Below are 13,592 nucleotides of genomic sequence, written 5' to 3' on the forward strand. Positions count from 1 at the left end.
CTTAAGAAGGCTCATATCGAAAGATATGAGCCTTTTTGCTACCTGTAGCTTGGTAAAGATCAGCGGATTCCCCCACCATAAGAACACGCGTGTTGGGAGTTCGGATCTCTCCACCCCTGCATACTTAAGAAGGCTCATATCGAAAGATATGAGCCTTTTTATTATCTGTAGGTTGGAAAAGAGCCGCGGATTCCCCCACCATAAGAACGCGCGTGTTGGGAATTCGAATCTCTCCACCCCTGTCATATTAAAGAAGGCTCATATCGAAAGATATGAGCCTTTTTGCTATCTGTAGTTTGGAAAAGAGCAGCGGATTCCCCCACCATAAGAGCGCGCGTGTTGGGAGTTCGGATCTCTCCACCCCTGCATACTTAAGAAGGCTCATATCGAAAGGTATGAGCCTTTTTGCTATTTGCGATTTAGAAAAGAGTTATGGATTACCAACAGGTTGGAAGTGCCCCTGTACCGACACCTCCTGCATTTAAAGTTAAAGTACCGCAACTATCGTTATCTTGGCCTAAATCGCGTTGTGGAATTGCTGAAAGCTTATAAATATTCATTCCTGAGTTAGTTAAGCTGTAAGATATTGAATATCGTTTATCATTAATTTTGCACACACTATCATCTAAACAAGCTCCAGTATTTTTATCAATTGTAAGCTCCAAGAGTGCTTGGTATTTTTCTTTTGCCGTGCTTTCCGTTCTTCCTGGATACTCACTCTCTATATGAAGTTGTATTTTTGTTAGTACTTCTAAGGCTTCAGCTCTGTGACTTTTTAAAACATATGATGTATAGCTTGGATAACTTATTGCACTTAGAATTGCAATGATTGCAATAACGATTAGCAATTCGACTAATGTCACGCCTTTTTGAAATACACATGTATTCTTACTATTAATTATTCGAATCATTTCGATAACTCATTGAAATTGAATATACCTACTTTTAATCGGTGTTACTCTCTCAAGCAAGATGAAATATCCATAATGGAAATGTTGCAAAGGAAATTGCGAAATGCCTCGCGGGTTTACTCTGTTTGAACTAGTTATCAGTATTGCTGTACTGTCTATTTTATTAATGGCGGCAGGGCCTAGTTTTATTCGTTTATTGGAAGAGCAAAGTGTGAAACGATTTGCGGGAGAGATTGAAGGTTTTTTTATTCAAGCTAAATCTGAATCTGTTTTACAAAATAAAAAGTTAAATTTATTTTATATAGATGACTCAGTAAATTGGATTATCTCTTTAAACCCTGAAGGTTCTTCTGCTGCAACTATTGCTGAAGCAAAAAATACATCATTAGCATTTATTGAATCACTTAATTATCCAAATATAACAATGTCATCTAGTATCTCGGTTCTAACTTTTGACCCTATTAGAGCAACGCCTAATTTATCGAGAAGTTTTTATTTTTATAAAGATAACAATAAAAAGTTAAAATTATCTGTTCATAATATTACAGGTCGAATTAAGTTATGTGGACTTGAGGGGGCTTTTTATGGTTATAAAAAATGTTAATCGTAAACAATATGGAGCATCTTTGATAGAGCTTCTAATTGCCTCTTCTATTGGTTTGGTAGCTTTAATGTTAGTTGGGAATATTTACATTAAAGGACAGAAGATCTATGCAGAAAGAAGTCAAAATCTATTATTAGTTCAAGAGTTAAACGATGCTTTAAGGTTTATAAAAGAAGAAAGTCAACGAGCAGGGTATCAAGGTGGTAGTTCTGACCTCGCAATATTATCAGGCGCAAATGATATGATTCATGTTTCAGGAGCTCAATTAAGTTTTATTTATCAGTTGGGGCCTGCAGCATCATCTGCGTGGCGTTTTGCTTCTTTTAAGTATGATTCAAATACAATAAAAATTTGCTCTAGAAAAAATATGAATAATATTCCTGATATTAACTACTTACCACAATGCTTATCATTAATTGATAATAACCTCATAAATGTATCGAGTTTCTCTCTTAATTATGCACACCTAGGTAATTCTGTGAGCTCGGGCTCTTTAACTATTTCAACAACAGCCGAACTAAAAAATACAAATCATCAGTACTCTTCTGAAATCAAAATACAACAAAGGAACTGGAAATGAATAAAAAGCAAAGGGGAGCAATAACCTTACTCGTTTCTAGTTGTATTTTAATGGCTTCTTTAATTTTATCTTTAGGAAGTTATAAGCATATTTTTTATCAAGTAAAACGAGCTCAAAATGAGGTCGAGGCAAGAAAAGGATACTGGGCTGCTGAAGGTGGTGTTGAATGCGTATTTTCAAAAGTATCTACATCAGGAACTGTTCCTAGTGGAGTGGTCACTGAGTGTGCTCCTTTAAATCTAGATTCTTTATCAATAACATCGACTGAGTATTATCTTATTAATGCTCAAAAATCCTCTCAGCTTGTAAAAAAAGAATTTACAATGGGCGGTAATGGTGGTTCTGGGGCAATGAAATCTGCTGCCGATATTTATTTTCATGCAAGCACAACATTTTCAACGCCAGATCCAGGTAAGCTTACGGATGATGGTTGGGAGTGTGTAGCATTACGTTACAGAAATAGATTCGAATCAGACTCACCTCCAGCTAACCAAGGTGTTATTCATGGTGATAAGCCATCTTTAGATTTTGATAATAAAGATAAAGATTGTGCTCCGAGTCATAAGACTAATGGTACAGGTAATGATTTTTTAAAAGATGATACTGTAAACCCTTTTGAAGATTTATTTGGAGTAAAGAAAGAAGATCATAATACAGTTCGTGATAATGGTATTTTTCAAGTGATTAACATGAAAAATCAAAATAAAAGTCAGTGTGGAAGTAAGATAACCGATGTTATAAATTCTGGTGTACACCATATTTGGGTAGAAGGTAGTTGTGAAATCATTTCATCTGATTATGCAGACCTTGCTAGTGCATCGAATAAGACTGATGGCGTTTTTATATTAGTTCATGATGGAGTCCTTTCATTAATGGGGGCCTCTTCAAGTAGCTCTCCGATTAAGGGGCTATTGTTTCATTTTAATACTGATTTCGTATTAGGTGATGATTTATCAAGTTGGGAAGGGACTGAAGCTTATGCGTTCCTTTCTCATGTGCCAAGCGTATTTTCAAGCAGTTATCTAATTTCATCGTCGTACTACCAGCATGGTGCATTCACTTTAAGTGGAGGGCAAATTTTTGATACTTTAGGTCAATCGGCATTATTTTTTAATGCCGTAAATTTTAAATATAATAAAGATGTTATGGATTCTGTTTTCGAAGGATTAATACAACCTCGATGGGTAAAAGGATCTTGGCATGATTTCTAAACAAAAAGGGTTTAGTTTACTTGAGGTTTTGATTTCATTTGTTTTATTAATTGTTGGTGTTTTAGGCTTAATAAAACTACAAGTCTTTGTAGATAAAAAATCAGAATATGCAGCGAATAGTATACAAGCGTTATATGCGGCAGAGTCTAAACTTGAATACTTTAGAACTCGCTCTATGGACGGTAGTGCTAATGGGACCATTGCATTTGATACCATCGTAACTCAGGCGACACCAGAGTTAATTAATGGATATAAAGTAAGTTGGGAAGTTAAAGATAGCATGCCCACAGTGATTTCTGGTGCAAATGTAGCGACGTTAAAAGAAGTGAATATTAAAGCTGAGTGGCTTGACCGTTGGAATGAGACCAAAAATGTTACACTGCAAACCATGATATCCAGATATAGTGAATTTAATTAGGTTCAAACATTATGCTTGAACCTAATTTTTCATCAATTACCCAACAAAAGGCAACACACCACCTGCAAAAATAAAGAAGCTAACTAACCCAACGATTGGAAGTTTAGCCACTTTTAATAGCGCAAAGCCGATAAGCACTAACGCCATATCTAAGCCAGAATTAACAGCGCTTGTGAATACTGGATCATACAACGCAGAAATTAGTAATCCCACAACCGCTGCATTAATACCAATAATTGCCCCAGAAAGAGCTGGCTTTTTAGCAAGTACTTGCCAGTGGTTAAATACACCAAGAACCAATAAGAAGCCAGGTAAGAAAATAGCAACAGTGGCAATGATAGCGCCAAGTACTGGCTGCTCACTCCATAGTTCGTAGCCTAAGAAAGTAGCAAAGGTAAACATTGGACCAGGAACAGCCTGTGCAGCTGCGTAGCCAGTTAAAAAGCTGTCAGTACTGACTTGGTCGCCAACAATATTTTGTAGTAACGGTAGGACAACGTGACCGCCACCAAACACTAAACTACCAGCTTGGAAAAAGTCTGAAAATAAACCAAGTAGTGGTGAGTAACTTACAACTGTAGGTAATACAAAAAAGCATAAAGCAAAGATAATTAAAGGAAGCCAATTGATGCCTTTTGAGTCTTGTTCAATTTGCTCTTTATCATCTGATTTTAGGTAAAAGCGTCCAATCAGTGCTGCAATCAATAACGCGATTAATTGAGTGGTGATGGATGGCGCAACAAGTAATAATGTTGCTGTCATTATACAAAGTAGGATCGTGAGTTTATCTTTACAGAAGCTTTTATACATCCCCATGATTGCATCAGCAACGACGACGACAGCGAGTAATTTTAAGCCGTGAATAACACCTTCAAAAACGTCATTACCAAAAAATGAGTGACTGATATTCGCAAGTAATACCATGATAAGAATAGACGGTAATGTAAAGCTAATTGAAGCTAATAAAGCCCCCAGAAGGCCTTTGCGGTGGTAACCTAATGCAAAACCTACTTGGCTTGAGCCTGGTCCTGGTAAAAATTGGCTTAATGCGATTAATTGAGCGTATTCTCCTTCACTAATCCATCCACGTTTTTGAACAAATTCATTTCGAAAATAACCAATGTGAGCAGCTGGCCCCCCAAAGCTTACCCAACCTAATAAAAAAAATCGTTTAAATATTTCAAACATAATCTACTCAGCTTTTGATGTGTGATCCAATTTTGGATATTCAATTTTGATGGGATAAAGATTACGAGTTACTATCTAATTATTCAAATCGATTAAATTACTACTAACTATGAATGAAATTAATTGGAAGGCGGTAGATCTTAATTTGTTGGTCGTGTTTAGTGCATTAATGGACACAAGAAGTGTTTCATTAGCGGCAAATAAATTATTTGTTGGGCAATCAGCGATGAGTCATAGCCTTGCTCGTTTACGTGAATTATTAAATGATCCTTTGTTTGAACGGCAAGGGCATAAAATGATCCCGACAGCTAAGGCTAATCAGCTCTATCCAATGATCACTCAGGTATTACAGACAATCTCAGGAGATATTTTAAAAGTAGATACGTTTGAAGCGAGTGAGTTTACTGGTACGTTTAAAATCGGAATGACGGATTACGCAGAGCTTCTTTTTGCCGCTGATATATTTGATGCCATTCATCAATTAGCACCAAATACACAGCTATGTTTTACCACAGTGGATAAAGCCAATTATCAAGATAGATTTGATTCTGAGCCACTTGATTTAGTGATTGGCAGCATGAAGCCTGAGCAAAAAGAATTTCAATATCAAACATTATATACAGAAAAACATGTATGCATGTGGGATGGTCAACGACATCAGTTTAAAACACCGATAACACTTGCCGATTATATATCTTTACCTCACGCGTTAGTAAGCCCTGATGGCGCATTAAAAACAGGGGTAGATAAAGAGTTAAAAGCGTTAGGTGTGAATCGTGCTGTTAGCGTTGCATCTAAACATTTTTTAACCATCAGACATTTAATGAAAAAAAGAGATTTGATCTGTGTGGTTCCTCAACTTATGGCTCAGCTCGATCTTTTTTCTGAAAAACTGGTGCAGTCAGAGCCACCAATTAATGTCGGTGAGTTTGATATTCAATTGATTTGGCAGACAAGAAATAAAGAAAATAAACGCTATCAATGGCTCAAAGAATTACTTATTCAAACCATTGAAAAAAGCGTGATTACTTATAGGACTTAAATTCTATGCTTTTGGGATTTAATTGTTATCGCCCAAAAGCGTCTTTAATTTTTTCGTCGGTTTTATATTGGCTTAGCGCATAAACCGACCAAATAGCGGCAGGGATCCAGCCGATTAAGGTTATTTGTAAGATAAGACAAATGATGCCGCTAAATGGCCGGCCTATCGTGAAAAATTGTAACCAAGGCAGTAATAAAGCAAGTAGTAGTCTCATTTTTTTTCCTATATTAATAAAAATGGTCAGTAACAAGTAAGTTACTGACCATAAGGTTACTTTAGTCTTTATGAATAGAGCATGAATATACTCAGACCATTAGACTAAAAATTAGTTATTGCTGTGTAATTCGCTATTTAGTTCAACCGCAGATTTGTTAGTCAAGCATTCGATTTGGCCAGTGATAGAGTTGCGACGGAATAGAAGGTCTGTTTTACCTGCAAGATCACGAGCTTTTGCAATTTCAACTTCTTTGCCTTGATTATCTAGCATGCTTACTTTTGTGCCAGCAGTAACATATAGGCCTGATTCAATCGTACAACGATCGCCCATTGGGAAACCAAGACCGGCATTAGCACCAAGTAGACAGTTCTCACCAATAGAGATAACCATTTTACCGCCACCAGAAAGTGTACCCATGATAGAAGCACCACCGCCGATATCTGAACCATTGCCAACAACAACACCCGCAGAAATACGGCCTTCAACCATGCTCACGCCAGTAGTACCTGCGTTAAAGTTGATGAAACCTTCGTGCATAACTGTTGTGCCTTCACCTACATGAGCACCGAGGCGAACACGTGAAGTGTCAGCAATACGAACACCAGTAGGAACTACGTAATCCACCATCTTAGGGAATTTATCAACGCAATCTACAGTTAGTGTTTCGCCAGCTAGACGAGCTTCGATTTGACGATCAGCAAGTTCAGGTAAATCGATTGGACCTTGGTTAGTCCATGCGATGTTATGTAGAAGGCCAAAGATACCATCAAGTACAGTACCGTGTGGTTTAACTAAACGGTTAGAGATAAGTTGAAGTTTTAAGAAACCTTCAGCAACTGATTGAGGTTGATCATCAGTCGCGAGAACAATAAGAACAAGAGGTTGTTTAGATTGAACTGCTTTTTCTGCAAATGCTGCGTTTGCAATATCGCCGTTTGCTGCGAATGCATTAGCAAGTTCAGTACAAACTTCAGAAGAAACTTCGATAGCTTGGTTGCCTTCAGCATAACCACTTGCTTGAGCAATAGAATTAACTAGCGCTTCTGAAGGGCTTAATACTGGGTGTGGAAAAAATGCTTCAATGATTTTATTGTCGCGGTTTTTTGTTGCGGTACCAAAGGCAAGAGCAAAATGAGCCATGTAATGATTCTCCATTTCCATATAAATATTAGTATTTAAAAATAAATCTTACTTCACATCATAAAGAGAGTTGCTGTGATATAGAAGGGCGAAAGTAAGAAATATTTACGATGCAGGGAGAAAAAGTGTAAGAAAAGGGGATTAATCGTTAGGACGTTGAAAATAAAATAGCAGCTCACTAAGCTGCTATTCATATTTTTTAATGTGGTTTTTGTAGAATTAAGCCGCGTCAGATTCTTCGTCTTTTACTGCTTCAATCTTTGCTTTTTTAGGTGCTGGTTTACGTTTAGCACCAAGAGCAACTAACAGATCTTCTTTATGTTTTGCTAGGTATAAAGACATCTCTTCTTGCTTCGCTTCATCTTCAATCAATTCACTTTCACCAAGAAAAGTAAAAAGTTCATCTGCGATATCAAGCATCTTGTCATAAGCATCGGCTTCCGATTTAGAGGTAAAAGTCATCTTCTCTTCTCCGTTGCGCTCAACTACATATTTGACGATAACAGCCATGGTCGTCTCTCCTATTTAATTAACTGGTGTTTTATACAGTAAGCAGGCTTATGTGTCCACTTAGAGAAACGAAAGTTAGATAGAGTTAACTTTCCTCACAATAAGCGAGGAATTGTTGTAATAAGGGTGTTTGATATTTTTCTTTATGAAGTAGTAACCAGTATTGGCGAGTTAATCGTTTTTCATAAGAAATTTTAACTAGGCGTCCATCATTAATGGCATTTTGTGCTGCGAGTTGAGAAATACATGCTAATCCCATGTTTTCAGAACAACAATTAATGATAGCCTCAGTTGTATGAAGTTGTAATGATTCATGCCAATCATTTAAATTAGCGGCGATATGATTAATAAAATATTCACGGCTACCTGAACCTTCTTCTCGTAGTAACCAAGTTGAATGCTCTAAATCGTTCAAAGTCACTTTATTCTTAGTTGCCAAAGGATGAGAAGGGGCGCACACTATATACATATCGTCAGATTGCCACTCAATCATATTTAGTTTGGGATGATGCGCTTTACCCTCTACCAAACCGATATCAAGCTGAAACTCTAGCAGTCGATTAATAATTTGTGCAGTATTTGAAATAAACAGTTGCTGAATATCGCAAGGGTGTTGCTGCTGAAATTGACTGAGTAATACTGGCGCAATGTGATTACCAATGGTGTCGCTAGCGCCAATGTTTAATGAACCCGTCAACTGACTATCTGCCGTAAATTGGTGCTCGATAGCCTCTGCTCGTTCTAGTAATTCGTCTGCTAAAGGAAGAAGTTGGCGGCCTTCACTATTTAACACTAATCGATTATTTACACGGTCAAAAACTTTGTAACCAAGGTTTTTCTCAAGCTCAGAAAGCGAAAGGCTCACTGCAGGCTTAGTGATGAAAAGTCGCTCTGCTGCTTTAGTCATTGTTTTTTCTTGGGCAATAGCAGTAAATACATTGAGCTGTTTTAGTGAAATTCTCATGACAGGAAGTCCTAATAAATAAACCTTAAGTCGTTTAGTTAATATTAACGTAACCTTAAGTTTATTCAAATTTTATTAATGCTTAGCAAGAAGTAAAATAGCTTCATCGTTAAATAGTAAAGAGAACAATGTCATGCTTAATTACACAAAACAAAAAGTAGCAGGTGCTCCAACGCCAATGGCAGGGTTAGCTCTTGGGATTGCAAGTCTAGGTTGGTGTTGGGAAAATGCATTGCCGCTCAATGGCTATGCACAATGGATCTCAGCAGCAATCGCTTCAGTATTATTACTGGTATTAGCGATTAAATTTTTATTACACCCAACGGTATTATGGAGCGAACTTGCTCATCCTGTTGTAGGTAGTGTTGCTCCAACTTTTGCTATGGGCACAATGGTGGTATCTAGTAGCATTGGTCATTTTTATCCAGCGGCTGGGGATGCGTTATGGCTTGCTGCAATCGCACTTCATATTATTTTCTTAGTCTCTTTTATTTACCACAGAGCAAAAGATTTTGAATTGCATCATATGGTGCCTAGTTGGTTTGTTCCACCAGTAGGTTTAGTGGTTGCTGATGTTTCTTTTTCAGGTAATCCAGCATTAGCACCTGTCGCACATTGGGTTCTTATGTTTGGTTTGGTTATCTACGCAATCATGCTACCAATTATGATTTATCGTTTGATTTTTAGTCATGAAGTACCGGATGCAGCAAAACCAACCATCGCAATCATGGCGGCACCAGCAAGTTTATCGTTAGCAGGTTATTTAACGGTGACAGCTTCACCATCACCTGTGATTATTGCACTTCTATTTGGTATTGCTGTGTTAATGACAAGCGTAATTTACATGGCTTTCTTTAAATTAATGAGATTACCATTTAGCCCAGGTTATGCTGCATTTACCTTCCCTATGGTCATTGGTGCAACGGCATTATTTAAAACCGCGAACTGGATGCTATCTCAAGGTGTTGCTACTAATTATGTATACCAAGTAAGAACATTGGCGGTAGTTGAGTTAGTGGTTGCTACTTGTGTCGTGAGTTATGTCGCTGCACATTATTTAGCGCATTATCGTCCAATTACTCGTATGGCAAATCGTTTAGTAAGTCCTAAACATGCACACTAATTAATACGCTTTTTTTCTCTTAAAACACATCCAGTTACGTTAAGCTATAGAGACTTTCATTTCTTTATAAGCGAGCTGGGTGTGTTTACTGTTTATCATTCAAATCAACTTGATGTTCTCAAATCACTTGTCGTTGAATTAATTCGTCTAAACCCTTTAGATAACCCATTTGAGCATGAGCAAATCCTCGTTCAAAGTCCGGGCATGTCACAATGGCTTAAAATCGAACTCGCAAAAGAGTTAGGTATTGCCGCTAACCTTACTTTTCCTCTTCCTGCTACTTTTATTTGGGATCTGTTTACTCAGGTGCTTGATGATGTGCCAAAGCGCAGTGCTTTCCATAAAGAAGCGATGACTTGGAAGATAGTGACACTATTACCTGAGTTATTAAAACAAGATGAATTTGCACCTCTACAGCGCTATTTAGAAAATGATGAAAACCAACTTAAGTGCTACCAATTAGCTGCAAAAATTGCCGATATCTTTGACCAATATTTAGTATTTCGCCCAGAGTGGATCCAAAAGTGGGAAGCGGGTGAAGAGGTCGTAGATCTCGAAGGTGAACACCCTTGGCAGCCTATTTTATGGCGAGCGTTATATGATCAAACCTTAGCGCTTGGTCATTCGCCTTATCATCGTGCCAATATGTTTGAACACTTTATTGAAACGTTAGATAACTATTTGCAAACGGGCACCTTGCCAAAAGGGATGCCTAAGCGTTTGTTTGTGGTGGGCATTACTTCACTTCCTTCTCGTTATTTAGATGCGCTTGCGGCGTTAGGTCAGCATATTGATGTGCACTTAATGTTTACTAATCCGTGTCGCTATTACTGGGGCGAAATTCGAGACAGAAAGTATCTTTCCCGCCTAGAAGCGCGTAATCGTCTGCAAGTTAAGTGGCTAGATGATCATAGTGAGCAAATTGGTGATACCGAACAATTAAAAGGTTCGGTTGATGCGAATTTTGAAGATGAACTACACACTTCAGAGGTAGGTAATTCACTGCTTGCATCATGGGGTAAATTAGGTCGAGATAATCTATGTCTATTATCTGAAATGGAAGCGCAAGAGATTGATGCGTTTGTTGATGTTGGTAGCGATAATCTGCTGCACTCCATTCAGTCGGATATTTTAAATCTGGAAGAGCGAAGTCGTGATGATGTGCTTGATAACAGTCAGCATAAACAATTAATCGATCCTAATGATCGCTCGGTTCTTTTGCATTCGTGCCATAGCCCAATGCGAGAAGTTGAAGTATTACATGACCAACTCTTGGATATGTTTGCTAATGACCCAGACTTAAAACCACGCGATATTATCGTGATGGTGGCAGACATAAATGTCTACAGTGCAGCGATTCAAGCGGTATTTGGTAATGCAGCTTTTGATCGTTATATTCCTTTTGCGATTTCAGACCAAAGTGCTGAGCAAGAAAACCCCGTGTTATTGGCTTTCATGAGCTTGATGGCGCTGCCTGAGAATCGTTGCGGTCTTTCTGAATTGCTCACTTTACTTGAAGTTCCTGCGGTAATGTCTCGTTTTAAATTCAATGCCGAGCAATTTGAAATTGTGAAACGCTGGGCTGAAGAAACCGGTATTCGTTGGGGATTAGATAACAGCACATCTGCACAGTTTGATCTTCCAGAACACAATCAAAACTCGTGGTTATTTGGTATTCAACGAATGTTGCTTGGTTATGCGATGGAGCAAGGTGCTGGGCTATTCGAAGGCATGGCGAGTTACGAACAAGTGCAGGGCATGAATGCGGAAATTGCCGGTAATTTAGCGCAGTTTATTGATCAGCTTTTGACTTATCAGAACATCCTAGGCCAACCACATACCATTACGACATGGCGAACCACCATCAACCAATTAATGGATGATTTTTTAGATGTTGAATTAGAAGGTGAATTGGTCGTTAAAAGCATTCGAGATCAACTGCAAAAGCTAGAAGAGAACCTAGAAGACGCGGGTTTTGATGCACCAATCTCTGCGTCAATTATTAATAATTACCTAAAAAATAATTTATCTGGCGGTAAAGCAAGTCAACGATTCTTAGCGGGACAAGTTAATTTCTGTACCTTAATGCCAATGCGCTCTATTCCATTTGATGTGGTATGTTTGCTTGGAATGACGGATGGATCTTACCCACGAACCATGCCTGTTGAAGGTTTCGATTTAATGCAAAAACGCATGAAACCGGGTGACCGTTCACGTCGAGATGATGATAGATACCTGTTTTTAGAAGCGCTTCAATCGGCAAATAAAGCGTTTTATTTAAGTTATATTGGGCGTTCAATTCGCGATAACACAGAAAAAGCACCGTCAGTATTAGTCAGTGAGTTACTTGAATATTGCCAGCAAGGTTATTGCCTAGAGGGTGATAGTGAGTTAAACCCTGAAGAGTCAGCAAAACGGTTAGTTACACAATTAATCATAGAGCATCCTTTGGTTCCTTACAGCCAACAGAGTTTCATTGGTAATAACACCAGTTATGCCAGTGAATGGTTACCTACCGCAAAATTAGAAGGCCAAGCAGCGCCAAAATTTCAGACAGAACCATTGATATACGCCCCTGAAACAAAAGAGCTAGAGTTGACTGAACTGCAACGTTTTTGGCGTTTACCTGTTGCTTATTTCTTTAACCGTGGCTTAAAAGTCTTTTTTGAAACAGTAGAGAGTCAAGTCGAAGATGATGAGCCATTTACCATCGATGGTCGTACTGGCTATGGTATGAAATCGGATCTACTGGAGGACTTATTGGCCTATGATGATCCTAACCATATATCTCAAATCTCTCGTGATTTTTATCAGCAGCAAAAAGCGCAAGGTAAATTACCGATTGGTAGCTTTGGCGAAATAGCCGCCGACAAAGAAGTAAACACGGTAAAAGATTTGGTTACTCATATTCAACCATTAACGACGTTACTATTAGACGATCAAGAAGTGCGTTTACGCTTTACTTTCCCTCATGGTGAAATGGAATTGCAAGGTTGGTTAAAACAGCGCTATCAGGCAGGGATGCTGCGTTATCGTGGCGGTAAAATTCGCTCTCATGAAATTTTAGCAACCTGGATTGATCATCTGTGTTTATGTGCCATGGGCCAGCAGCAATTTACTCACCTATTTGGTACGGATGCGATTTATCACTTTGAAGCTATTGAGAAAGAAAAAGCGTATCAAGAATTAGAGACTATATTAAGCCTTTATATTTCGGGTAACTGTGCACCATTGCCTTATTTACCAAAAGCGGCATTAGCTGGACTTGAAGCGCACGTTGATAAAAAAGGGATATGGAATGATGACGAAGAAACGCATCAAAAAGCACTGAAAAAAATGGCTGATGAATACAATGGTACTCGTTATGCGGGCGAAAATAGCAATGATTATGTAATGCGTATGTGGCCAGAATGGAATGATGAGTTTGGTCAGGCTATTTTTGATAATGCTCAAAAGGTGTTACGCAATGCATTGCTGCATAGCGAGAAAGTAAAGTTATAAAGGGTAACGGTGGGTCATCAGTAGAAAGTAGGGGGGCCGCCAGTAAATCATTTTTAGTGTAGGGCGTTCGCTGTACGGCCACAGGTCAGAGGTTGACCTAATCCTGATTACAAATGCACATTTAATGAGCTCTTTGTAAGTGGCGCTGAGTGTAACAAAGCATAAAAAGTGAACCGTGAGAAA

13 protein-coding genes are annotated in these 13,592 nt (G+C 38.4%); 7 read left to right on the forward strand and 6 right to left on the reverse strand.

What is annotated here, in order from left to right; all coding sequences use genetic code 11:
* Positions 1 to 437: 437 nt before the first annotated feature.
* Complete coding sequence (locus tag F8B77_RS05900) at positions 438 to 911, reverse strand: type IV pilin protein (protein WP_063667657.1); 474 nt, start codon at positions 909 to 911, stop codon at positions 438 to 440.
* Positions 912 to 1,014: 103 nt separating this feature from the next.
* Between F8B77_RS05900 and F8B77_RS05905 the strand changes: the two genes are divergently transcribed.
* Genes F8B77_RS05905 through F8B77_RS05920 form a run of 4 tightly spaced genes read left to right on the forward strand, consistent with a single transcriptional unit; the run spans position 1,015 to position 3,724 of the window.
* Positions 1,015 to 1,515, forward strand: coding sequence for a prepilin-type N-terminal cleavage/methylation domain-containing protein (locus F8B77_RS05905; RefSeq protein ID WP_151654534.1), 501 nt, complete (start codon positions 1,015 to 1,017; stop codon positions 1,513 to 1,515).
* The gene (locus F8B77_RS05910; RefSeq protein WP_151654536.1) at positions 1,496 to 2,095 is read left to right on the forward strand and encodes a PilW family protein; all 600 of its coding nucleotides are present in this window, start codon (positions 1,496 to 1,498) and stop codon (positions 2,093 to 2,095) included. The genes F8B77_RS05905 and F8B77_RS05910 overlap by 20 nt, the downstream gene beginning before the upstream one ends.
* Complete coding sequence (locus F8B77_RS05915) at positions 2,092 to 3,306, forward strand: hypothetical protein (RefSeq protein ID WP_151654538.1); 1,215 nt, start codon at positions 2,092 to 2,094, stop codon at positions 3,304 to 3,306. Before F8B77_RS05910 ends, F8B77_RS05915 begins: the two co-directional genes overlap by 4 nt.
* Complete coding sequence (locus tag F8B77_RS05920) at positions 3,296 to 3,724, forward strand: type IV pilus modification PilV family protein (RefSeq protein ID WP_065596733.1); 429 nt, start codon at positions 3,296 to 3,298, stop codon at positions 3,722 to 3,724. The genes F8B77_RS05915 and F8B77_RS05920 overlap by 11 nt, the downstream gene beginning before the upstream one ends.
* Before the next feature lie 36 nt (positions 3,725 to 3,760).
* Here F8B77_RS05920 and chrA read toward each other — a convergent pair whose 3' ends face one another.
* On the reverse strand, positions 3,761 to 4,912 hold the full coding sequence (chrA, locus tag F8B77_RS05925; RefSeq protein WP_151654540.1) for a chromate efflux transporter: 1,152 nt from the start codon (positions 4,910 to 4,912) through the stop codon (positions 3,761 to 3,763).
* Between the two features lie 109 nt (positions 4,913 to 5,021).
* On the opposite strand from chrA, the gene F8B77_RS05930 reads away from it, so the two are divergent.
* Positions 5,022 to 5,954: a LysR family transcriptional regulator gene (locus tag F8B77_RS05930; protein WP_151654542.1), complete on the forward strand. Its 933-nt coding sequence runs from the start codon at positions 5,022 to 5,024 to the stop codon at positions 5,952 to 5,954.
* 25 nt (positions 5,955 to 5,979) lie between these two features.
* Here F8B77_RS05930 and F8B77_RS05935 read toward each other — a convergent pair whose 3' ends face one another.
* The 4 genes from F8B77_RS05935 to F8B77_RS05950 form a co-directional block, all read right to left on the reverse strand.
* Positions 5,980 to 6,168: a YqaE/Pmp3 family membrane protein gene (locus F8B77_RS05935; RefSeq protein WP_005417846.1), complete on the reverse strand. Its 189-nt coding sequence runs from the start codon at positions 6,166 to 6,168 to the stop codon at positions 5,980 to 5,982.
* A gap of 111 nt (positions 6,169 to 6,279) precedes the next feature.
* The gene (gene dapD / locus F8B77_RS05940; protein WP_151654544.1) at positions 6,280 to 7,311 is read right to left on the reverse strand and encodes a 2,3,4,5-tetrahydropyridine-2,6-dicarboxylate N-succinyltransferase; all 1,032 of its coding nucleotides are present in this window, start codon (positions 7,309 to 7,311) and stop codon (positions 6,280 to 6,282) included.
* Positions 7,312 to 7,530: 219 nt separating this feature from the next.
* Positions 7,531 to 7,821, reverse strand: coding sequence for a YebG family protein (locus tag F8B77_RS05945; protein WP_130088082.1), 291 nt, complete (start codon positions 7,819 to 7,821; stop codon positions 7,531 to 7,533).
* Positions 7,822 to 7,906: 85 nt separating this feature from the next.
* Positions 7,907 to 8,785, reverse strand: a complete 879-nt coding sequence (locus F8B77_RS05950; protein WP_130088081.1) for a LysR substrate-binding domain-containing protein — start codon at positions 8,783 to 8,785, stop codon at positions 7,907 to 7,909.
* A 133-nt stretch (positions 8,786 to 8,918) separates the two neighbouring features.
* Here F8B77_RS05950 and F8B77_RS05955 point away from each other — a divergent pair, with 133 nt between their 5' ends.
* Entirely contained in the window at positions 8,919 to 9,908 is a 990-nt protein-coding gene (locus tag F8B77_RS05955) for a TDT family transporter (protein WP_130047287.1), read from the forward strand.
* A gap of 81 nt (positions 9,909 to 9,989) precedes the next feature.
* The gene (gene recC / locus F8B77_RS05960) at positions 9,990 to 13,409 is read left to right on the forward strand and encodes an exodeoxyribonuclease V subunit gamma (RefSeq protein ID WP_151654546.1); all 3,420 of its coding nucleotides are present in this window, start codon (positions 9,990 to 9,992) and stop codon (positions 13,407 to 13,409) included.
* Positions 13,410 to 13,592 lie beyond the last annotated feature (183 nt).

The sequence above is a fragment of the Aliivibrio finisterrensis genome (assembly GCF_008933155.1).
Classification (GTDB): domain Bacteria; phylum Pseudomonadota; class Gammaproteobacteria; order Enterobacterales; family Vibrionaceae; genus Aliivibrio; species Aliivibrio finisterrensis.